The sequence below is a fragment of the Cupriavidus alkaliphilus genome (genome assembly GCF_900094595.1).
GTDB lineage: Bacteria > Pseudomonadota > Gammaproteobacteria > Burkholderiales > Burkholderiaceae > Cupriavidus > Cupriavidus alkaliphilus.
The window spans coordinates 99,972-121,316 of sequence record NZ_FMAD01000003.1 but is presented as its reverse complement, the minus strand read 5'-3'; the positions used below and the strand labels follow the sequence as shown (position 1 = coordinate 121,316).

15 protein-coding genes are annotated in these 21,345 nt (G+C 68.9%); 5 read left to right on the top strand and 10 right to left on the bottom strand.

Annotation, left to right across the window (positions count from 1 at the left end):
• Positions 1-130: 130 nt before the first annotated feature.
• The 7 genes from GA0116996_RS07155 to dapC form a co-directional block, all read right to left on the bottom strand.
• A complete protein-coding gene (locus GA0116996_RS07155; RefSeq protein WP_092308686.1) occupies positions 131-1,402 on the bottom strand; it encodes an MFS transporter in 1,272 nt (423 codons plus the stop codon).
• A gap of 165 nt (positions 1,403-1,567) precedes the next feature.
• Positions 1,568-2,461, bottom strand: coding sequence for a 50S ribosomal protein L3 N(5)-glutamine methyltransferase (gene prmB, locus GA0116996_RS07150; protein ID WP_092308683.1), 894 nt, complete (start codon positions 2,459-2,461; stop codon positions 1,568-1,570).
• 24 nt (positions 2,462-2,485) lie between these two features.
• Positions 2,486-3,637 carry a succinyl-diaminopimelate desuccinylase gene (gene dapE, locus GA0116996_RS07145; RefSeq protein WP_092308680.1) on the bottom strand — a complete coding sequence of 384 codons (1,152 nt, stop codon included), beginning with the start codon at positions 3,635-3,637 and terminating at the stop codon, positions 2,486-2,488.
• Positions 3,638-3,656: 19 nt separating this feature from the next.
• The gene (locus GA0116996_RS07140; RefSeq protein WP_092308678.1) at positions 3,657-4,004 is read right to left on the bottom strand and encodes an ArsC family reductase; all 348 of its coding nucleotides are present in this window, start codon (positions 4,002-4,004) and stop codon (positions 3,657-3,659) included.
• A gap of 51 nt (positions 4,005-4,055) precedes the next feature.
• Positions 4,056-4,439: a hypothetical protein gene (locus GA0116996_RS07135; protein WP_092308676.1), complete on the bottom strand. Its 384-nt coding sequence runs from the start codon at positions 4,437-4,439 to the stop codon at positions 4,056-4,058.
• Positions 4,440-4,528: 89 nt separating this feature from the next.
• Positions 4,529-5,356: a 2,3,4,5-tetrahydropyridine-2,6-dicarboxylate N-succinyltransferase gene (gene dapD / locus GA0116996_RS07130; RefSeq protein ID WP_012352965.1), complete on the bottom strand. Its 828-nt coding sequence runs from the start codon at positions 5,354-5,356 to the stop codon at positions 4,529-4,531.
• A gap of 201 nt (positions 5,357-5,557) precedes the next feature.
• Positions 5,558-6,772 (bottom strand): succinyldiaminopimelate transaminase, encoded by a 1,215-nt coding sequence (dapC, locus tag GA0116996_RS07125; protein ID WP_092308674.1) that lies wholly within the window; start codon positions 6,770-6,772, stop codon positions 5,558-5,560.
• Positions 6,773-6,978: 206 nt separating this feature from the next.
• On the opposite strand from dapC, the gene GA0116996_RS07120 reads away from it, so the two are divergent.
• The gene (locus GA0116996_RS07120; protein ID WP_092308672.1) at positions 6,979-7,941 is read left to right on the top strand and encodes a DMT family transporter; all 963 of its coding nucleotides are present in this window, start codon (positions 6,979-6,981) and stop codon (positions 7,939-7,941) included.
• A gap of 18 nt (positions 7,942-7,959) precedes the next feature.
• On the opposite strand, the gene GA0116996_RS07115 is transcribed toward GA0116996_RS07120, so the two are convergent.
• Complete coding sequence (locus GA0116996_RS07115; RefSeq protein ID WP_092308669.1) at positions 7,960-8,787, bottom strand: ferritin family protein; 828 nt, start codon at positions 8,785-8,787, stop codon at positions 7,960-7,962.
• A gap of 433 nt (positions 8,788-9,220) precedes the next feature.
• Between GA0116996_RS07115 and smc the strand changes: the two genes are divergently transcribed.
• From smc to def, 4 genes are read left to right on the top strand one after another with little or no spacing between them, the layout of a single operon-like run.
• Complete coding sequence (gene smc / locus GA0116996_RS07110; RefSeq protein WP_092308666.1) at positions 9,221-12,736, top strand: chromosome segregation protein SMC; 3,516 nt, start codon at positions 9,221-9,223, stop codon at positions 12,734-12,736.
• Positions 12,733-14,073 (top strand): cell division protein ZipA C-terminal FtsZ-binding domain-containing protein, encoded by a 1,341-nt coding sequence (locus tag GA0116996_RS07105; protein ID WP_092308664.1) that lies wholly within the window; start codon positions 12,733-12,735, stop codon positions 14,071-14,073. The genes smc and GA0116996_RS07105 overlap by 4 nt, the downstream gene beginning before the upstream one ends.
• 12 nt (positions 14,074-14,085) lie before the next feature.
• On the top strand, positions 14,086-16,215 hold the full coding sequence (gene ligA / locus GA0116996_RS07100) for an NAD-dependent DNA ligase LigA (protein WP_092308661.1): 2,130 nt from the start codon (positions 14,086-14,088) through the stop codon (positions 16,213-16,215).
• A 14-nt stretch (positions 16,216-16,229) separates the two neighbouring features.
• A complete protein-coding gene (gene def, locus GA0116996_RS07095; protein WP_092308658.1) occupies positions 16,230-16,763 on the top strand; it encodes a peptide deformylase in 534 nt (177 codons plus the stop codon).
• Positions 16,764-16,851: 88 nt separating this feature from the next.
• On the opposite strand, the gene GA0116996_RS07090 is transcribed toward def, so the two are convergent.
• Both GA0116996_RS07090 and GA0116996_RS07085 read right to left on the bottom strand, forming a co-directional pair.
• A complete protein-coding gene (locus GA0116996_RS07090; RefSeq protein WP_092308655.1) occupies positions 16,852-18,669 on the bottom strand; it encodes a pseudouridine synthase in 1,818 nt (605 codons plus the stop codon).
• Positions 18,670-18,691: 22 nt separating this feature from the next.
• The gene (locus GA0116996_RS07085; protein WP_092308653.1) at positions 18,692-21,274 is read right to left on the bottom strand and encodes a [protein-PII] uridylyltransferase; all 2,583 of its coding nucleotides are present in this window, start codon (positions 21,272-21,274) and stop codon (positions 18,692-18,694) included.
• Positions 21,275-21,345: the final 71 nt, after the last annotated feature.

The window sequence follows — 21,345 nt, the reverse complement described above, 5'->3', positions numbered from 1 at the left end:
GGTTTCGGCGGGGAAGTGGATGTCCCAACGGTAATGGCGTCAGGCTGCCAGCGGAATTCTTAAATCGATAAGTCTGGCTTTTTGCAGGCGAAGCGGTACCGGGGAATCCGCGGCCAGCAGCCGGTTCCGACTAATGGCTGGTCGGATGCGCCGGGCTGAACCAGTAGGGCACCAGCGCCGCGGCGATCAGCACCGCCGCCGACAGGAAGATGGCCGCATAGGTGGATGGCGGCGGCCAGCCGCGCACATGGCCGGCATTGGCGATCAGCCCGAAGGCCCAGGAGGCCAGCGCCGAGCCCAGGAACACGAAGGTATTGAGCAGCCCCAGCCCGCGCCCGCGCTGCGACGGCGGGATCAGCCCGCGGCCCTGCGCCATCACCAGCGGATGCAGCATGCCGATGGTCGACAGCAGCGCCATCATGGCCACGCCATAGCCGATGCCGCGGTCCGGCCACAGCGACAGCAGCACACCCCCGGCCATGGCAAAGCACGACCAGCCGGCGATGGTGGCCTTGAGCGTGCTGCGCCGCACCAGCACTGGCAGCAGGAAGGCGGTCAGGAAGCCGGCCAGGCTCAGCAGCGTCAGCGCCACGCCGCGCGGCGCCGAGCCCAGGCTGAACACGTCGGCCAGGTAGGGACCGCTCCACGCATTGCGGAAGGCGGTGCCGGCGGCCATCGCCACGCACACCGGGATCAGCGTCCACAGCGGCGCCAGTTTCAGCAACTGCAGGCTTTGCGACAGCATCGCCGGCCACGACGCGCTGCGGGCCTCGGCATGGCCCTGGTCGCGCACGCAGCGCCACACGCCATAGCAGGCCGCCACCATGCCCAGCGCCGACACCGCCATTGACGGCCGCCAGCCCACCAGCGAGATGGCCCAGCCCAGCGGCGCGGTCGCGCACAGCGAGCCGATCATGCCGGTGGCGTTGGAGCGGCTGACCACGCGGGTGTAGTCGCGCTCGGACAGTTGCTCCGAGGCGAAATGCAGCAGCCCCATGAACACCGGCGCGCACGCCAGCCCCAGGCCCACCTGCGCCAGCGTGGCCGCGGCGCCGTTGGGCGCCAGCACGAACAGGATCGACGACAGCGCGCCCACCGCCAGCAGCAGCGTGGTCGGGCGGCCCACGCCATAGCGGTCGAAGGCGATGCCCACCGGGATCTGCGCCACGGCAAAGGCCAGGAAGAACGAAGAGGACAGCGCGCCGAAACCCGCCGGCGACAAGCCGAAATCGTGCTGCAGCTCCGGCGCCATCACCGCCAGGCAAGAGCGGAAAAACTGGCTGAGCGCGAACGCGAAGGTCAGGATGGCGATGCCGCGCACGGCATACGTCGCCGCGTTGCGGGCGGGCAGGGCGCCGGCGCCGGGCGGCGATCCGGGAGGAGGGATATTGCTGGGGGTCACGGCGTCAGTGGCGCTTTCTCTGCAGCGAGTGTAGAGCCTGCGCGCGTTGCCGGATCAACGGTTGGCCGGTGTTCGCCCAGATTGCGCGGGCGTCGATGCTGTGCCGCTGGTTTGCTCCCTCTCCCGCTTGCGGGAGGGAGGCAATCCAGCGGTTCACTGCCTTGGTCAGCCCGGCAACGCGTCGTACGTCAGCAAAAACACCTGCTCATCGCCCGCGCTGACCGGCAGCCACACGATTTCCAGTTCCGGGAAGGCAGCCTCCACATTGGCGTGCTCGTTGCCGATTTCCACCACCAGCACGCCTCCGGGGTTCAGCCGCGCCTTGGCCCCGGCGATGATCCGCCGCACCACGTCCATGCCGTCGTCGCCGCCGGCCAGCGCGATGCGCGGCTCGGCCAGGTATTCGGGCGGCAGCGCCTGCATCGAGCTTTCGTTGACGTAGGGCGGGTTGGTCAGGATCACGTCGTAGGTGGCGCCGTGCGGCAGCGGCGCGTACAGGTCGCCCTGGTACAGCCGGATGCGGTCTTCCATCTTGTAGTCGGCCACATTGCGGTGCGCCACCGCGAGCGCGTCGGGCGAGATGTCGACCGCGTCGATGCGGGCGTTCGGCCAGACGTGCGCGGCCACGATGGGCAGGCAGCCGGAGCCGGTGCACAGCTCCAGCACCGGGCCGATGCTGTCGCTCTCGCCGACCCATGGCTCCAGCCCTTCCTGCAGCAGTTCGCCGATAAAGCTGCGCGGCACGATCACGCGCGAATCGACGTAGAAGCGCAGGCCATGCATAAAGGCTTCGTGCGTGATGTAGGCCGCCGGCACGCGCTCGTTGACGCGGCGGTCGATCACCTTGAGCACGGCCTCGACTTCCTCGGGCAGCAGCCGCGCATCGAGGAAGGGATCGAGCGTGTCGAGCGGCAGGTTGAGCGTATGCAGCACCAGGTAGGCCGCCTCGTCATAGGCGTTGGCGCTGCCGTGGCCGAAGGACAGGCGCGCGGCGGTAAAGCGCGACACGGCCAGGCGCAGCAGGTCGCGCACGGTGCGCAGGGGAGAGGGCGTTGCCATGGATGGTATGTCTTTGCGAAAAGTTCAGGCGATCAGGCGTTCCAGCACGCCGCGGTACACGTTCTTCAGCGGCTCGATAAAGCGCACTTCGACGTGCTCGTCGATCTTGTGGATGCTGGCGTTGGGCGGGCCGAACTCGATCACCTGCGGGCAGATCCTGGCGATAAAGCGGCCGTCGGAGGTGCCACCGGTGGTCGACAGCTCGGTGTCGAAGCCGGTCTCGGCCTTGATCGCCGACGACAGCGCCTCGGACAGCTCGCCGCGCGGCGTCAGGAAGGGCTCGCCGCCCAGGGTCCAGTCGAGTGTGTAGTCAAGGCTGTGGCGGTCCAGGATGGCGTGCACGCGCGCCTTCAGGCCCTCGGGCGTGCTGGCCGTCGAGAAGCGGAAATTGAAGTCGATGGTGACGTGGCCCGGGATCACGTTGGTGGCGCCGGTGCCGCCGTGGATGTTCGACATCTGCCAGCTGGTGGGCGGGAAGTACTCGTTGCCCTGGTCCCACACTTCGGCGGCCAGTTCGGCCAGCGCCGGCGCGGCGTCATGGATCGGGTTGCGGCCCAGGTGCGGATACGCGATATGGCACTGGATGCCCTTGACCGTGAGCTTGCCCGAGAGCGAGCCGCGGCGGCCGTTCTTGACCATGTCGCCGAGCGCGTTGACCGAGGTCGGCTCGCCGATCACGCAGTAGTCCAGGCGCTCGCCGCGCGCGGACAGGGCCTCGACCACCTTGACGGTGCCGTCGTGCGCCGGGCCTTCCTCGTCGCTGGTGATCAGGAAGCCGATCGAGCCGGCGTGCGCGGGATGGGCCTTGACGAACTCTTCCACCGCCACCACGAAGCCGGCGATCGAGGTCTTCATGTCGGCGGCGCCGCGGCCGTACAGCTTGCCGTCGCGGTGGGTCGGCGCGAACGGGTCCGAATGCCACTGCTCCAGCGGGCCGGTCGGCACCACGTCGGTATGGCCGGCGAACACCAGCAGCTTGCCGTCCTTGCCCTGCGTGCCGCGCTTGACCGCCCACAGGTTGGTCACGCGGAAATCGTCGGGCCCGCTGACCAGCGCTTCGCAGTCGAAGCCGAGCGCCTTCAGGCGGGTTTCCAGGATGGCCTGGCAGCCTTCGTCGGCGGGCGTGACGGAGCGGCGGCGGATCAGGTCTTCGGTAAGGGCGAGGGTGGGGTTCATCGGACGGCGGAATGGGAAATCAGAACTGGCTGGCGTACTGGTCGGCGGAGAAGCCGACCATCACCTTGCCATCGTGGGCCAGCACCGGGCGCTTGATCAGCGACGGGCTTTGCTGCATCAGCGCGATCGCGCCGGCTTCTTCGTCGGCGCGGGCCTTGTCGGCGTCGGACAGCGCGCGCCAGGTGGTGCCCTTGCGGTTGAGCAGCGTGGCCAGCGGCACGTGACGCAGCCAGCCGCGCAGCATGGCCTCGTCCACGCCCTGCTTCTTGAAGTCGTGGAAGGTGTAGGCCACGTCGTTGGCATCCAGCCAGGTGCGGGCCTTCTTGACGGTATCGCAGTTGGGAATGCCGTAGAGCAGGACGGTCATGGCAGGTCTCGGGGTAAGTCGATGCGGAATCCGGTCGGGAATCCCGCGGGTTCAGCGCAACAGCAGGTTCAGCGCGATCACCAGGGCGCCCAGGCCCAGCGCCACGCCGCCCATCGCCACCGCCGTCATCAGGCGCAGGCGCCGGTCCAGCCGGGCCGCTTCCTTGCGCAGCGCGTCGATGGTGATGGCGTGCTGCTCGGCCAGCAGCTTGACGGCCTCAGCCTGCTGTACGACTGCGGCTTCGAGTTCGGCGATGCGCGTCGCGGGATCGCGCGCGTCGGCCACCGCGGCATCGGGCGTGCCGTCCTTGCGCTTGTTCTTCTTCAGCTTCTCGAGGGTCTTGTTGGCCTGCTCGAGAATGGTGGGCAGCAGGGAAAGCACGGTACTGACGGTGGTGGGATCCAGGGCCATGAGTCGCTTGCGGAGGGAGGGCATGTTCAGCCTGGCCAGGCGGGTGACGACGGTAAATCAGCCCCGGAGCCGGGCCCCGGGGCGTCGCGGCCCATGCGGGCCGCGAGCGGCGATCAGTCGCCGCGCAGCAGGTCGTTCAAGCTGGTCTTGGCGCGGGTCTGCGCGTCGACCTTCTTCACGATCACGGCGCAGTACAGGCTGTACTTGCCGTCCTTGGACGGCAGGTTGCCCGCCACCACCACCGAGCCGGCCGGCACGCGGCCATAGTGGATCTCGCCGGTCTCGCGGTCGTAGATCTTGGTCGACTGGCCCAGGTACACGCCCATCGAGATCACCGAGTTTTCCTCGACGATCACGCCTTCGACCACTTCCGAGCGCGCGCCGATAAAGCAGTTGTCTTCGATGATCACCGGGTTGGCCTGCAGCGGCTCCAGCACGCCGCCGATGCCCACGCCGCCCGACAGGTGCACGTTCTTGCCGATCTGCGCGCACGAACCGACCGTGGCCCAGGTGTCGACCATGGTGCCTTCATCGACATAGGCGCCGATGTTGACGTACGACGGCATCAGCACGGCGTTCTTCGCAATGAACGAACCGCGACGCGCCACGGCGGGCGGCACCACGCGGAAGCCGGCCTTTGCGAAGTCGTCGCCGCTCCAGTTGGCGAACTTGGTCGGCACCTTGTCGTAGAACTGGGCAAAGCCGCCGGCGCTCATCGGCGCGTTGTCTTCCAGGCGGAACGACAGCAGCACGGCCTTCTTGACCCACTGGTTGACGATCCAGTCCTTGCCTTGCTTCTCGGCCACGCGCAGGGTGCCGGCATCGAGCTGGCCGATGACGTTGGCGACGGCCTCGCGGATGTCGTTGGGGGCGGACTTCGGCGACAGGCTGGTGCGGTCTTCCCAGGCCTGGTCGATCAGGGCTTGCAGAGCTTGCGTCATGGTTGGATTCTCAGGGTTGATGTTGATGTTCGGTCGTCGAGTCTCAGCCTCGACCTCTTGTTTGGTCCCCTCTCCCGCTTGCGGGAGAGGGGCAGGGGTGAGGGTGGGCGGTTCTACGGGCGTGGTCCCTCGCTAAACCACCCCTCACCCCGACCCTCTCCCCTTGAGGGGAGAGGGAGAACACAATTGGACAATCAGGCCTCAGGCCAGCGATTTGCAGAATGCCACGATTCGCCGCGCCCCCTCCACGCATTCCTCCGGCGTTGCCACCAGCGCCATGCGCACGCGGTTGGCGCCGGGGTTGATGCCGTCGGCCTCGCGCGCCAGGTAGCTGCCCGGCAGCACCGTCACGTTCTGCTCGGCCAGCAGTCGCGCGGCGAATTCGGTATCGGACAGGCCGGTGCGCGAGACGTCGGCCCACAGGTAGAAGCCGGCATCAGGCAGCGCCACGTCGAGGACTTCCGCCAGCATCGGCGTGACTTCGCTGAACTTGCGCACGTAGGCGGCGCGGTTTTCGCGCACGTGCGCTTCATCGTTCCACGCGGCGATGCTGGCGCTCTGCACCGCCGGGTTCATGGCGCCGCCGTGGTAGGTGCGGTACAGCAGGAACTGCTTCAGCAGCGCGGCGTCGCCGGCGACGAAGCCCGAGCGCAGGCCCGGCACGTTGGAGCGCTTGGACAGGCTCGAGAACACCACCAGGCGCTCGAAACGGTTGGCGCCATCCGCGCGGCCGAGCTTGCGCGCGGCTTCGAGCGCACCCAGCGGCGCGCGGCCCTCGTCGAAATAGATCTCGGAATAGCACTCGTCGGAGGCAATCACGAAGCCGTAGCGGTCGGACAGTGCGAACAGCTGCTTCCAGTCCTCCAGCGACAGCACCGCGCCGGTCGGGTTGCCGGGCGTGCAGACAAAGAGCAGCTGCACATGCTGCCAGACCTCGTCGGCAATGCGGTCGAACGCCGGGGCGAAATTGCGGGCCGGATCGCTGTTGGCGAATACCGGGGTGGCGCCGGCCAGCAGCGCCGCGCCTTCGTAGATCTGGTAGAACGGGTTGGGGCACAGCACCAGCGCGCCCGGCCGGGTGCCGTCGACCACGGTCTGGGCAAAGGCGAACAGCGCCTCGCGCGAGCCGGTTACGGGCAGCACTTCGGTGGCGGCATTGACCTTGGGCAGGCCGTAGCGGCGCTCTAGCCAGCCGGCAATGCACTGCCGTAGTGCATCGGAACCGGCCGTTGTGGGATAATTCGCCAGCCCCGCAAGCGACTCTGCCAGCGCTTGCTTGATGAACGCAGGCGTCGGATGCTTGGGTTCACCGATGCCGAAGCTGATGGCCGGCTTGTCGGCAGCCTTTACTTGCGCAAAGAGCACCCGCAGTTTCTCGAACGGGTAGGGCTGGAGCAGGTCGAGGCGCGGATTCACAGTGTCAGTCGGGGCCGGTTAAAACGACGCATTATAGAGGAACGGCGCGGGTTTCCGTGCGCCGGCCCGGCCCGCCAGGCGGTCTTTGGCAAGGGTTGGGCCGCCGCGGATGGCGGGCATCACGCCACGGTGATGCCGCCGGCGCCGTCCGGACGCTGCCTTGCGCGCATGGCGGGCGGCCGGCTCGCCTCGCACCGATTCCCTTTATGAGCACAAAGACACTTTCGGCGCCGCTGGCGCCGGCTGACCGCCATGCGGTCAAGGCATCGCTTTCCATCCTGATCGGCGCCTCGGTGTGGGGCATCGCCTGGTTCCCGTACCGGCTGCTGGCCGGCTGGGGGCTGGGCGGCATGCATGCCGCGGCGCTGGTCAGCGCGGTGGCGGCGGTGCTGTCGCTGCTGGCCTTCCGCCGCCACCTGGGCGGGCTGCGCCCGCACTGGTTGTTCGTCGCGATCGGCCTGGCGGCGGGCGTGACCAACGCCGGCTTCGTCTGGGGCAGCGTCAACGGGCATGTGATGCGGGTGCTGCTGCTGTTCTACCTGACGCCGGTGTGGACCGCGCTGTTCGCGCGGCTGTTCCTGGGCGAGCGGCTGTCGGCGGCCGGGCTGGCGCTGGTGGGGCTGGCGCTGTTCGGCGCCGGGCTGATGCTGTGGACGCCGGAGGTCGGCGTGCCGCTGCCGGGCTCCGCCGCGGAATGGTCGGGGCTGATCGGCGGCATGGGCTTCGCCGTCAACAACGTGCTGTCGCGCCGCGCCGGGCAGCGCTTTCCCGACACCGATGCACGCGTGCGAACGGTGGTGGTCTACCTCGGCTGCACCGTGGTCGGCGTGCCGGCCGCGCTGCTGCTCGACGGCCCGGCGGTGGCCATCATGCCGGGCGCGCAGGTCAGCGCGGCGATGCTGGTTCTGGGTCTGGCGGCGGTGCTGGTGGTCAGCAACTCGGTGGTGCAGTACGGGTTGCAGCGGCTGCCGGCCAACCGCGTATCGCTGCTGATGCTGTTCGAGATCGTCATCGCCGCGGTGTCGTCGTGGTGGCTGGCAACCGAGGTGCTGAGCTGGAAGGAGGCCGCGGGCGGCCTGTGCATCATCGCGGCCGGCGCATTGTCAGGGCTGGTGCACCGCAGCCGCGCCGTGCCCGCGCCGGCCGCGGGCGCCGAGGCCGCCGCCTGACACTGGTCCCGGCGCGGCTCAGTGCAGGATCACCCGCGACACCATCGCCACCAGCGGGGCGCGCACCGCGCGTTCCACGCCGCGATGCAGGTGCAGCGGCCGCAGCAGCATCTTGACCGTCATCTCGATCGGGATGTTGCGGCGGATCACGCCTGACACGCGCGTATTGAGCGCGCGCACCTCCTCCTCGGGCACCGACTCGACCCCGCGTTCCATGCGCAGCACGTTGCGCAGCGCGATCGCCGCGTCCTCGTTCTTGATTTCCAGCAGCCGGCGCGCCAGCGCGCGCAGCACACGCAACCGGCCCGGGCGCTCGGCCTCGGCGAAGCGGTTGAAAAAGTGGAAAAAGCGCTTGTAGTGCCGCACCTCGTCGTTGGAGATGCGCCGCGTCAGGTCGCGCAGCACCGGTTCGTCGCTGGCCTGCTCGAGCGCCCGGTAGTAGGCCGCCGTGCCGGTTTCCACCACGCAGCGGGCCGCCATCTCCAGCGCCTCGGTCGGCTCGAACTGGTCGATCGAGCAGGTCTGGCTGTACTCGTCGAAAAAGCGCGCATAGCCGCGCGCCCAGTCGAATTCCGGCCAGACATGCTCGACATAGCGCCGCAGCGCCAGGCCATGCTGCAGCTCCTCGGCTTCCCAGTGCTCGGACAGCCAGCCGGCGGCGTCCGGCACGCGCGCGTAATAGGTGGCAAGGTTGCCCGCATAGGTGTCGGAGCCACTTTCGATAAACGATGCCGACACCAGCAGGTAGAACAGGTCACGGTCGCCGCGCACGCGCGCGACGTCGATCGCCTCATATTGGATGTCGCTGACAGACCACGGCCGGGCGGCCGCTGACGCTTCACTCATGCTCTGTCCTCCTGGTTGGCCCAAAGGCTGCGGGGGCGTTCATGGTGCGTGGGGGCCGGAGCGCATCCGGCATCACGCCGACAGAGCAGAGACTAGCATTTACCCTAATTAGTTTCAGGTCGAAACTCCGGCAAGCACGGCCGGCGGCCCCCGCCTGGTTTGCCAAAGTGCTTGCGAAATCCCTTGTAAGGGTCAGAAACGCAAAGAGATTCCGCCATCCGGCGCCACCCGCGGAGCGGCCCCAAACGGGCCGGCGAAGGCATCTGCGATGGTATGATTAGCCCCAATTCTCGGGCCCGAGGGGTATTTTGAGGTGCTGGCGTCACGCCGCGCCGGCTCCCGCGCGGCCCGGCTTTCCTGAACAGTGCAATAGCCCCGATACCAGGCCCGACTCCCGCTTTCCTGTGGAGTGGCCGATACCACACGAGAAACCGTGCGACTATCCTCGATCAAGCTGGCGGGCTTCAAGTCATTCGTCGATCCCACCAATTTCCAGGTGCCGGGCCAACTGGTCGGCATCGTCGGTCCCAACGGCTGCGGCAAATCCAACATCATCGATGCGGTACGCTGGGTGCTGGGTGAGTCACGCGCGTCCGAGCTGCGTGGCGAATCCATGCAGGACGTCATCTTCAACGGCTCGACCGCGCGCAAGCAGGCCGGCCGCGCCAGCGTCGAGCTGGTGTTCGACAATGCCGAAGGCCGCGCCGCGGGCCAGTGGAGCCAGTACGCCGAAGTCGCGGTCAAGCGCGTGCTGACCCGCGATGGCACCTCGTCCTACTACATCAACAACCAGCCGGTGCGCCGGCGCGACATCCAGGACATCTTCCTGGGCACGGGCCTGGGCCCGCGCGCCTACGCCATCATCGGCCAGGGCATGATCTCGCGCATCATCGAGGCCAAGCCCGATGACATGCGCATCTTCCTGGAAGAGGCGGCGGGCGTGTCCAAGTACAAGGAGCGCCGCCGCGAGACCGAGAACCGGCTGTCCGACACCCGCGAAAACCTGACCCGGGTCGAAGACATCCTGCGCGAACTCGGCAGCAACCTCGAGAAGCTCGAGGGCCAGGCCGAAGTGGCGCAGCGCTTCAAGACGCTGCAGGCCGACGGCGAAGAGAAGCAGCACCTGCTGTGGCTGCTGCGCAAGCGCGAGGCCCAGCAGGAGCAGGAACGCCACCAGCGCGCCATCGAACAGGCCCAGATCGACCTGGAAGCGCAGACCGCGCAGCTGCGCCATGTCGAGGCCGAGCTGGAAACCATGCGCGCCGCGCACTATGCCGCGTCCGACGGCATGCACGCCGCGCAGGGCGCGCTGTACGAGGCCAATGCCGAGGTCAGCAAGCTCGAGGCCGAGATCCGCTACGTGGTGGAATCGCGCAACCGCGTGCAGGCCCAGATCGCGGCGCTGACCGCGCAGCGCGAGCAGTGGCAGGGCAAGGCCGAACAGGCCACCGACGAACTGGCGCAGGCCGAGGAAAACCTCGCCGTGGCGGAGGGCCGCACGGTCGAGGCCCAGGAGGCCGTGGCGCAGCAGAACGACGAGCTGCCGACGCTGGAGGCGCAATGGCGCGATGCCCAGCAGCTGCTCAACGAGCAGCGCGCCGGCATCATGCAGGCCGAGCAGGCGCTGAAGCTGGAAGCCGCGCAGCAGCGCAGCGCCGACCAGATGCTGCAGCAGCTGGAACAGCGCCGCGAGCGTCTGTCGGCCGAAGACAAGGGCCTGGACCGCCCCGACGAGACCCGCCTGGAGCAGGCCCGCGCCGAGCTGGCCGAGCAGGAGGCGCTGGTCGAGGAAGCCCAGGCCGTGCTCGCCGACGCCGAAGAAAACGTGCCGCGCCTGGACGAGGCGCGCCGCGCCGCGCAGGCGCGCGTGCACAGCGAAGCCGCCGCCATCGCCACGCTCGAGGCGCGCCTGTCGGCGCTGCGCCAGCTGCAGGAAAACGTGCAGACCGACGGCAAGGTGCAGCCCTGGCTCGCCAGGCATGAGCTGGCCGAGCTGCCGCGGCTGTGGAAGAAGGTCCATATCGAGCCGGGCTGGGAAAACGCGCTCGAATCCGTGCTGCGCGAGAAGCTCGCCGCGCTGGAAGTGTCGAACCTGGACTGGGTCAAGGCCTTCCTGTCCGACGCGCCGCCGGCCAAGCTGGCGTTCTACTCGCCGCCGGCCGCGGCCCGTCCGCTCGAAACGCCGGCCGGCCTGCGCCCGCTGATGGCGCTGGTGCAGATCACCGAGCCCGGCATCCGCGCGGTGATGCAGGACTGGCTCGCCGACGTCTATGTCGCCACCGACATGACGCAGGCGCTGGCCGCGCGCAACACGCTGCCCGACGGCGCCTCGTTCGTGGTCGCCGAGGGCCACCTAGTGGGCCGCAACGCGATCCAGATCTACGCCGCCGATTCCGAGCAGGCCGGCATGCTCGCGCGCGAGCAGGAAATCGAAAACCTGCAGAAGCAGGCGCGCGCGCAGTTGCTGCTGTCCGACGAGGCCAAGACCGAGGCAGTGCGCGCCGAAGCGGCCTATACCCAGGCCAGCCAGGCGCTGGGCGACGCCCGCGCCCGCGCCGAGCAGGCCACCCGCCGCGTGCATGCGCTGCAGATGGACGTGCTCAAGCTGTCGCAGGCGATGGAGCGCTATGCCGCCCGCAGCGGCCAGATCCGCGAGGAACTGGAAGAGATCCACGCGCAGATCGAAGAGCAGCGCGCCATCCGCGCCGAATCCGAAGCCAGTTTCGAGCAGCACGACGCCGCGCTGGCCGAGATGCAGGCCACCCACGAAGACCAGCAGATGGCCTTCGAGGCGCTGGACAGCAAGCTCTCCGGCGCGCGCCACCAGCTGCGCGACCTCGAGCGCGCCGCGCAGGAAGCATTGTTTGCCGAGCGCAACCTGGCCAGCCGCATCGACGAGCTGCGCCGCAATATCCAGGTGGCGGCGGACCAGGCCGAGCGCATCGCCGAATCGCTCGAGAACGCCCGCGCCGAACTCGAGACCATCAACGAGCAGACCGCGCATACCGGCCTGCAGGAAGCACTGGAGCGCCGTGCCGAGAAGGAAGAGAAGCTGACCGTCGCGCGCACCGAGCTCGATGCGCTGTCGGCGCAGCTGCGCCAGCACGACGAGCAGCGCCTGGCCGCCGAGCGCAGCCTGCAGCCGCTGCGCGACCGCATCACCGAGCTGCAGCTCAAGGAGCAGGCCGCGCGCCTGAACCAGGAGCAGTTCAGCGAGCAGCTGAGCGCCGCCGCGGTGGACGAGGCCGCGCTGGCCGACAAGCTGACCGGCGACCTGAAGCCGTCGTACCTGCAGGGCGAAGTCACGCGCATCAACAATGCCATCAACGCGCTCGGCCCGGTCAACATGGCCGCGCTCGACGAACTGGCCGCGGCGCGCGAACGCAAGACCTTCCTCGACGCGCAGTCGGCCGACCTGAACGACGCCATTGGCACGCTGGAGGACGCGATCGCCAAGATCGACCAGGAAACCCGCGCGCTGCTGCAGGGCACCTTCGACCAGGTCAACCACCATTTCGGCGAGCTGTTCCCGTCGCTGTTCGGCGGCGGCCAGGCGCGCCTGATCATGACCGGCGAGGAAATCCTCGACGCCGGCGTGCAGGTGATGGCGCAGCCGCCGGGCAAGAAGAACTCGACCATCCACCTGCTGTCGGGCGGCGAGAAGGCGCTGACCGCGATCGCGCTGGTGTTTGCGATGTTCCAGCTGAATCCGGCGCCGTTCTGCCTGCTGGACGAGGTCGACGCGCCGCTGGACGACGCCAATACCGAGCGCTACGCCAATATGGTGGCGCGCATGTCGGACAAGACCCAATTCGTTTTCATCTCACATAACAAGATCGCCATGGAAATGGCTCATCAACTCATTGGCGTAACCATGCAGGAGCAGGGCGTTTCGCGGATCGTGGCAGTAGATATGGACGCGGCAGTGTCGATGGCGGAGGCGGCATGAAGCTCAACATGGACCTGCAGACCGCGCTGATCGTCGCCGGCCTGGTTTTTGTGGTGCTGGTGTTCGGCTATAACCAGTGGCAGATCCGCAAGGCGCGCCGCCCGCGCGAGCTGCGGCCCGAAGACGACCTGCCGCCGATGCGCGAGCCGGTGGTCGGCCAGAGCACCGCGCCGGAAACCGCCGCACGCGTGCACGAAACCGCCGCCGAGCAGCCGCCGCGGCGCGAGCCCACCTTTTCGCAGGCACCGGCCAGCGCCGGCGCCACCGTGACTGACAACAACCACGCGGCTGCCGCCGCGGCCGCGGCGGCCAGCACCGCCGATGCCGACGAAGCCGTCGCCGAGGAAGTCGCGATCGGGGCCGCGGCGTCGCGCGCAGCGGAGGATGAGGCGGATGCCGCTATCGCCGTGGCGCCGGCTTCGGCGCCTGCACCCGCACCCGCGCCAGTGCCTGCGCCGGCTCCGGCTCCGGCTCCGGTCGCTGCCGTGCCGGACGGCCAGCCCGCGCCCGCAGTGGTCGATCCGCTGATCGACTGCATCGTGCCACTGCACCTGGAACGCAAGGCGTCGGGCGACCGCATCCTGCCGCTGACCGGCCGGCTGCGCCGCGCCGGCACCAAGCCGGTCCATATCGAAGGCCTGCGTGCCGAAGCCAACGCGTGGGAGCCCGTCACCGCCGGCCATCAGTACGAAGACCTGCAGGTCGGCGTGCAGCTGGCCAACCGTGGCGGCCCGCTCAACGCGCTGGAGTTCTCCGAATTCATCACCGCGGTCGAGTCGCTGGCCGAATCGCTCGACGCCTCGGCCGACCTGCCCGACATGGGCGAGACCGTCGCCAACGCGCGCGAGCTCGACGCCTTTGCCGCCGCCTGCGACGTGCAGCTGGGTGTCAACGTGATCTCCGACGGCGCGCCGTGGTCGGCCGCCTATGTGCAGAACGTGGCGACGCAGGACGGGCTGGTGCTGTCGCGCGACGGCACCCGCTTTATCCGCTACCAGGCCAATGCCGAGGGCGTGCAGCGCCCGCTGTTCACGCTGCAGTTCGGCGACACCAACTTCCTGCGCGACGACCTCACCGTCAAGGCCGGCCGCCAGATCACGCTGCTGCTCGACGTGCCGGTGGCCGACCAGGCCGCCAGGCCGTTCAAGACCGTGTGCGAATACGGCCATACGCTGGCGCAGCGCATGGGCGCGCAACTGGTCGACGACAATATGCGTCCGCTGACCGAAGCCTCCTTCGTCGCCATCTTCAGCCAGCTCGAAGCGCTGTACCAGAAGCTGGAAGCGCGCGGCATGCCGGCCGGTTCGCCGGTGGCGCTGCGCCTGTTCAGCAACTAGCCGGAGCCTGCCATGACCGCAAAACACCGCGGCGCGCAGGCAGATGCCTCCGCGCCCGCCGGCGCCTTGCCGGCCGACGCCGCGGCCAGCCGCGTGGCCTGGCTGCGCGACGAGCTGGACCGCCACAACTACCAGTATTACGTGCTGGATGCTCCCACCGTACCCGATGCGGAGTACGACGCGCTGTTCAGCGAACTGATGGCGCTGGAGCTCGAGCATCCCGAGCTGCAGACGCCGGACTCGCCCACGCAGCGCGTGGGCGGCGAGGCGCTGGCGGCGTTCGACTCGGTGCGGCACCGCGTGCCGATGCTGTCGCTCAACAACGCCTTCGCCGACGACGACGTGCTGAACTTCGACCGTCGCTGCGCCCAGGGCCTGGGCCGCAGCGCGCCAGAGGCAGGCGAGGCCGACCTGTTCAGTGCCGCCGACGCGGTCGAATACGCCTGCGAGCTGAAGTTCGACGGCCTCGCCATGTCGCTGCGCTATGAAGACGGGCGCCTGGTGCAGGCGGCCACGCGCGGCGATGGCGAGACCGGCGAGGACGTCACCGTCAACGTGCGCACCATCAAGGCGATCCCGCTCAAGCTGCGCGGCCAGGCGCCCGCGGTGCTGGAGGTGCGTGGCGAGGTCTTCATGTTCCGCCGCGACTTCGACAAGCTCAACGCGCGCCAGGCCGAGGCCGGCGAGAAGACCTTCGTCAACCCGCGCAATGCCGCCGCCGGCAGCCTGCGCCAGCTCGATCCGCGCATCACCGCGCGGCGTCCGCTGTCGTTCTTCGCCTACGGACTGGGCGAGCTGCAGGGCGTGGAGCGGCCGCCTACCCACAGCGCCATGCTCGACGGCTTCGCCGCGCTGGGCTTGCCGGTGTGCAAGGACCGCGCGGTGGTGAAGGGCGCGCAAGGGCTGCTCGATTTCTACCGCGAGATCGGCAAGCGCCGCGACGACCTGCCCTATGACATCGACGGCGTGGTCTACAAGGTCAACGCACTGGCCGAGCAGGAGCGCCTGGGCTTCGTCTCGCGCGCGCCGCGCTTTGCGCTGGCGCACAAGTTCCCGGCGCAGGAGATGACCACCGTCGTCGAGGACATCGAGGTGCAGGTCGGGCGCACCGGCGCGATCACGCCGGTGGCGCGGCTCAAGCCGGTGTTCGTCGGCGGCGTGACCGTGACCAATGCCACGCTGCACAACGAGGACGAGATCCGCCGCAAGGACGTGCATGTCGGCGACACCGTGATCGTGCGCCGCGCCGGCGACGTGATTCCGGAAGTCGTCGCCGTGGTGACCGAGCGCCGGCCGGCCGATGCCCGTGCCTTCGTGATGCCGAGCGCCTGCCCGGTGTGCGGCTCGCATATCGAGAAGCTCGAGGACGAGGCCATTGCCCGCTGCACCGGCGGCCTGATCTGCGCGGCGCAGCGCAAGCAGTCGCTGCTGCATTTCGCGCAGCGGCGCGCCATGGATATCGAGGGCCTGGGCGACAAGCTGGTCGAGCAACTGGTCGACCAGGGCATCGTGCGCACGCCGGCCGACCTGTACAAGCTCGGCGTGGCCAAGCTGGCCGCGCTCGAACGCATGGCGGACAAGTCGGCCGCCAACCTGATCGCGGCAATCGACAAGTCGCGCGCGACCACCATGAACCGCTTTATCTTCGCACTCGGCATCCGCCACGTCGGCGAAGCTACCGCCAAGGATCTGGCCCGGCACTTCGGCAAGCTCGACGCGCTGATGGCGGCCGACGAGGCGGCGCTGCTCGAGGTCAACGATGTCGGCCCGGTAGTGGCGCAGTCGATCGCCAACTTCCTCGCCGAGCCGCATAACGTCGAGGTCATCGAGCAACTGCGCGCCGCGGGCGTACACTGGCCGGAAAGCGAGCCGGTGGCGAAAGCGCCGGCGCCGCTGTCGGGCAAGACCTTTGTCCTGACCGGCACGCTGCCGACGCTGTCGCGCGAAGACGCCAAGGAACTGCTGGAAGCCGCCGGCGCCAAGGTGGCGGGCTCGGTGTCGAAGAAGACCGACTACGTGGTCGCCGGCGCCGAGGCCGGCAGCAAGCTGGACAAGGCCGAGGCGCTGGGCGTGCCGGTGCTGGACGAGGCCGGCATGCTGGCGCTGCTGGCGCAAGCCGGCGCCGCGCCGGCCGAGGAATAACCGGGAACAGAACCATGATCCGCGAAATTCTCAAGATGGGCGATCCGCGCCTGCTGCAGGTGGCAAGGCCGGTGGAGCGCTTCAATACGCCGGAGCTGCGCACGCTGATCGAAGACATGTTCGACACCATGGACCATGCCAACGGCGCGGGCCTGGCCGCGCCGCAGATCGGCGTGGACCTGCAGGTGGTGATCTTCGGCTTCGATCGCAATCCGCGCTACCCGGATGCGCCCACCGTGCCCAAGACGGTGCTGATCAACCCGCTGCTGGAAATGCCGTCCGATGAGATGGAAGACGGCTGGGAAGGCTGCCTGTCGGTGCCGGGCCTGCGCGGCGTGGTGCCGCGGCACCTGCGGCTGAAGTACAGCGGCTACGACCTGATGGGCAACCGGATCGAACGCGTGGCCGAAGGCTTCCATGCGCGCGTGGTGCAGCATGAGTGCGACCACCTGCAGGGGATTCTTTATCCGATGCGGATCAAGGATTTCCGGCAGTTTGGGTTTACGGAGGTGTTGTTTCCGGATCTGCCGGCGAACAGCGACGACTGACGGCGCAGGAAGCGGTAGAGAAACGAGGGTGTGGTGATTTGCCAGAACCCATCAAAAAAAGCGGCCATCGCGGCCGCTTTTTTCTTTATCAGAACTTCTCGAACTGCCCCAGGAACCGCCACTTGCCAGGCGGCAGATCCCCCAGCACCACGCGCCCCATGCGCACGCGCTTGAGGCCCACCACCTGCAGGCCCACCTGCTCGCACATGCGGCGGATCTGGCGCTTGCGGCCTTCGCGCAGCACGAAGCGCAGCTGCTCTTCGTTCTGCCAGCTGACCTTGGCCGGCCTGAGCGGCACGCCGTCCAGCGACAGGCCGTGGCGCAGCAGTTCCAGGTCATCGGCCGGGAATTCCGCGCTGATGTTGCGCTCCACCGGCCCGTGCGGCGAGTGCCAGACCACGCGCACCAGGTATTCCTTCTCGACCGTCGAATCCTCGCCGATCAGCGCGCGCGCGACGCGGCCATCCTGCGTCAGCACAAGCAGGCCGGTGGAGTCGATATCGAGGCGGCCGGCCGGCGCCAGGTTCTTGCGTTGCCACGGCGCGAAGCGCTTGCGCGTGGGGTCGCCTTCCCACTGGTTCTCGGGGGCGAACAGCGCCGCGGCGGGCTCGTAGCCGTCCTCGGCCTGGCCCGAAACGTAGCCTACCGGCTTGTTCAGCAGTACCGTGACGCGCTCGCCTTGCTCGGAGCGCGCTTCCTGCAGGATCTCGATCTCGGCGTCGGGGCGGATGCGGCTGCCGAGTTCGGTCACGGGCTTGCCGTCGACCAGCACCCAGCCGCGTGGGATCCATTCGTCGGCCTCGCGGCGCGAGCACAGGCCGAGTTCGGACATGCGCTTGGACAGGCGTACCAGGCCGTCGTCGTGGGTGGACTCGTCGCGGACCGGGGCGGGCTTTTCCTGGCGCGCGGCGGGTGCGTGCTGGCGTGCGGGGCCGGCAGTGCGGAGTCGGTCGGCCGCGTCGCTGAAGCGGCGTGCCGGCGCCGTGCCTTCGCGGCGGCGCTCGCCCGCCGGCGCGGGGCGCGGGCGGCGGTCGTCATCGCCATAGCGGCGCGGACGCGAGTCGGCATTCTCGAAGCGGCGCGGGCGGCTTTCGTCGTCGCCAAAGCGGCGCGGGCGGGTGTCGGCGCCTTCGAAGCGGCGCGGTCGCGCGTCGCCACGATCGTCGCCGGTGCGGCGCGGCCGGTTGTCGTCGTCGCCGATGCGTCGCGGTGGACGCGACTCGCTGTCTTCGAAGCGGCGCGGGCGCGCTTCGCCACGGTCGCCGCCGGTGCGGCGCGGACGGTTGTCGTCATCGCCGAAGCGTCGCGGCGGACGCGATTCGTTGCCTTCGAAGCGGCGCGGGCGCGCTTCGCCACGATCGCCGCCGGTGCGGCGCGGACGGTTGTCGTCATCGCCAAAGCGGCGCGGCGGACGCGATTCGTTGCCTTCGAATCGGCGCGGGCGCGCTTCGCCACGATCGTCGCCAGTGCGGCGCGGACGGTTGTCGTCGTCGCCAAAGCGGCGCGGCGGACGCGCTTCGCTGCCTTCGAAGCGGCGCGGGCGCGCTTCGCCACGATCGCCGCCGGTGCGGCGCGGACGGTTGTCGTCGTCGCCGAAGCGGCGCGGGCGCGCCTCGCCGGCATCCGCACGGCGCGGACGCGCCTGGCGCTCGCCGTCGGCGGGGCGGGGCGCGCGCGGCTGGCGCGGCTGGGCCGGCGCTTCGCCCTGGGCCCCGCTGGCGGTCTTGCCGCCGGCACGCTGCTGGGCGCGCTTGATGCCCTCGGAAACGGCCTGCACGCGCTTGCGGTTCAGGTCGGACACGCGCACGGGGCGGGTGCCGCCCTTGCGTGCGGCCGTGCCGGTATCGCTGGCGGCCTTGGCCTTGATGCCTAGCGTCTTGCGCTTCGGCGAATTGCTGTCGGTCATATGTTGATGCTGCCCGCCCGCCTCAGATGGCGAGGGCGGCGAGCAAGTCCTGTTCAAGCTGAATCTGCAATCGGTTGTCGGCGGCCAGGCGGCTGCCGTCTACCAGGAACACGTCTTCGACGCGTTCGCCCAGGGTGTTGATGCGCGCCGTATGCACGGACACGCGATGCCGTGCCAGTACGCGGGCGATGGCGTACAGCAGGCCGGTGCGGTCGTTGGCGGACAGCGACAGCAGGTAATACTGGCCGCGCTCGTCCGGGCGCAGGTCGACGCGCGGCTTGATCGGGAAGCTGCGCGACTGGCGCGACAGCCGCCCCTGGGTCGGCTCGGGCAGCGCGCCTTGCAGGCGCAGCCGCTCGCACAGTTCGTGCTCGACCAGCGCGATGATGTCGCGGTAATTGCCGCCATCGCCGGCCATGCCGGGGTCGGTGACCTGGAACGTATCGAGCGCGTAGCCGTGGCGCGTGGTGTGGATCTTGGCGTCCTGGATCGAGAACGCCTTGCGCTCGAAATAGCCACAGATGCGCGCGAACAGGTCGGGCTGGTCCTTGATGTAGACCGCCACCTGCAGGCCTTCGCCGGCCGGCGACACGCGCGCCTTGACCACCGGCACCGGGCTGTCGACCTTGTTGTAGAGATGGCGCGTCAGCCAGGCGATATCGTGCGAATCGTGGCGCAGGAAGAAGGCCACGTCCAGCTGCGCCCACAGCGACTTGCCCAGCGCCGGATCGAACGCCTTCAGGCGCAGCTCCGAGATGGTGTCTTCCTTGCGCTGCGACCACAGCGAATGCGAGTCGACCCGCGCGCCGCCCAGCACGCGCAGCGTAATGTGGTACAGGTCTTCCAGCAGCTTGCCCTTCCACGCATTCCACACCTTGGGGCTGGTGCCGCGGATATCGGCCACGGTCAGCAGGTAGAGCGCGGTCAGGTAGCGTTCGTTGCCGACCACTTCGGCGAAGGCATGGACCACGTCCGGATCGGTCAGATCCTGCTTCTGCGCGACGTGGCTCATGGTGAGGTGGTGCTCGACCAGCCAGCAGATCAGGTCCGCGTCCTCGCGCGCAATGCCGTGCTGCCTGCAGAAGCGGCGCGCATCGACCGTGCCGAGCCGCGAATGGTCGCCGCCGCGGCCCTTGGCGATGTCGTGGAACAGCGCCGCCACCCACAACACCCAGGGCTTGTCGAAGCTGGCCATCAGCTGGCTGCAGAACGGGAACTCGTGGGTGTGCTCGACGATGGCGAAGCGGCGCATGTTGCGCACCACCATCAGGATGTGCTGGTCCACGGTGTAGACGTGGAACAGGTCGTGCTGCATCTGCCCGACGATGCGCCGGAAGTTGATCAGGTAGCGGCCCAGCACGCTGGTCTGGTTCATCAGCCGCAGCGCGTGCGTGATGCCCTGCGGCTCCTGCACGATGGCCAGGAACAGCCGGCGGTTCTCGGGATCCTTGCGCCAGCGCGCGTCCATCACCGTGCGCGCGTTGTACAGGCCGCGCAGCGTGCGCGGCGCCAGCCCCTTCACGCCGGGCGTGCGCTCGTACAGCAGGAAGGTCTCGAGGATGGCGTGCGGGTCGCGCTCGTAGACGTCGTCGCTGGTGATTTCGAGCATGCCCTGGCGCTCGACGAAGCGCTCGTTGAGCACGCGCGTCACCTGTGACTCGCTCGGGAACAGCATCGCCTCGATATTGAGCAGCAGCACGCTGTTGAGCTGGGTCACCGCCTTGGCGGCCCAGTAGTAGCGGCGCATCAGCTGCTCGCTGGCGCGCTTGTTGGCGTTCTGGCGGTAGCCGAAGGCCTCGGCCAGCGCGGTCTGCAGGTCGAACACCAGCACGTCCTGGCGGCGCCCGGCGACCAGGTGCAGGCGCGCGCGGATGGTCTTCAGCAGGCGCTCGTTGCGGGCCAGTTCCTGCGCTTCGCGCTGCGTCAGCAGGCCCTTCTCGAACAATTCCTTCCAGCTGTCGCCCAGGCCCGCGGCCTTGGTCATCCACAGGATCACCTGCAGGTCGCGCAGCCCCCCTGGGCTTTCCTTGCAGTTGGGCTCGAGCGCGTAGGGTGTGTCCTGGTACTTGGCGTGGCGCTGGCGCATTTCCAGCAGCTTGGCCTGGAAGAACGCCGCCGGATCCAGGTCGGCCTGGTAGCGGCTGCGCAGCGCCTCGAACAGCTTGCGGTTGCCGGTCAGCAGGCGCGCCTCGAGCAGCGAGGTCTGGATGGTGACGTCCTGGCGCGACTCGCGGATGCAGTCATCCACCGTGCGCACCGCCGAGCCGATCTCTAGCCCCAGGTCCCAGCACAGGCCGATAAAGCGTTCCAGCTTGCCCGCGGTATCCCGGTCGGGCTCGGCGGGCAGCAACAGCAGCACGTCGACGTCGGAGTACGGGAACAGTTCGCCGCGGCCGTAGCCGCCCACCGCCACCAGCGCCGCGTCGGCGGGCATCGCCAGCCCGCGCCAGGCTTCGCCCAGCGCGGCATCGACGGCGCGGCGCAGCCGCGTGGTCAGCGTGCCGGCGTTGGCGCTCGCGTTGAAGTCCGCAAACAGCGCCTGCTTGTCGGCTTTGAGCTGGTCGCGCACGCGCGCGGCCAGCAGCAGTTCCGGCGTGGTATCCATGGAGAGGGCGGAAGGGTTCGTCGGCACGGCTGGAAAAAGAAGGGCGCCCGGTCAGGCGCCCTGGCTTCTGC

Excerpts from the sequence above, each read along its gene's own strand:
- GA0116996_RS07120 (WP_092308672.1), top strand. The coding sequence starts at position 6,979 with ATGAGCACAAAGACACTTTCGGCGCCGCTGGCGCCGGCTGACCGCCAT.
- GA0116996_RS07105 (WP_092308664.1), top strand. The coding sequence starts at position 12,733 with ATGAAGCTCAACATGGACCTGCAGACCGCGCTGATCGTCGCCGGCCTG.
- ligA (WP_092308661.1), top strand. The coding sequence starts at position 14,086 with ATGACCGCAAAACACCGCGGCGCGCAGGCAGATGCCTCCGCGCCCGCC.
- dapD (WP_012352965.1), bottom strand. The coding sequence starts at position 5,356 with ATGACGCAAGCTCTGCAAGCCCTGATCGACCAGGCCTGGGAAGACCGC.
- prmB (WP_092308683.1), bottom strand. The coding sequence starts at position 2,461 with ATGGCAACGCCCTCTCCCCTGCGCACCGTGCGCGACCTGCTGCGCCTG.
- GA0116996_RS07085 (WP_092308653.1), bottom strand. The coding sequence starts at position 21,274 with ATGGATACCACGCCGGAACTGCTGCTGGCCGCGCGCGTGCGCGACCAG.
- GA0116996_RS07115 (WP_092308669.1), bottom strand. The coding sequence starts at position 8,787 with ATGAGTGAAGCGTCAGCGGCCGCCCGGCCGTGGTCTGTCAGCGACATC.
- def (WP_092308658.1), top strand. The coding sequence starts at position 16,230 with ATGATCCGCGAAATTCTCAAGATGGGCGATCCGCGCCTGCTGCAGGTG.
- dapE (WP_092308680.1), bottom strand. The coding sequence starts at position 3,637 with ATGAACCCCACCCTCGCCCTTACCGAAGACCTGATCCGCCGCCGCTCC.
- GA0116996_RS07140 (WP_092308678.1), bottom strand. The coding sequence starts at position 4,004 with ATGACCGTCCTGCTCTACGGCATTCCCAACTGCGATACCGTCAAGAAG.
- GA0116996_RS07135 (WP_092308676.1), bottom strand. The coding sequence starts at position 4,439 with ATGCCCTCCCTCCGCAAGCGACTCATGGCCCTGGATCCCACCACCGTC.
- GA0116996_RS07090 (WP_092308655.1), bottom strand. The coding sequence starts at position 18,669 with ATGACCGACAGCAATTCGCCGAAGCGCAAGACGCTAGGCATCAAGGCC.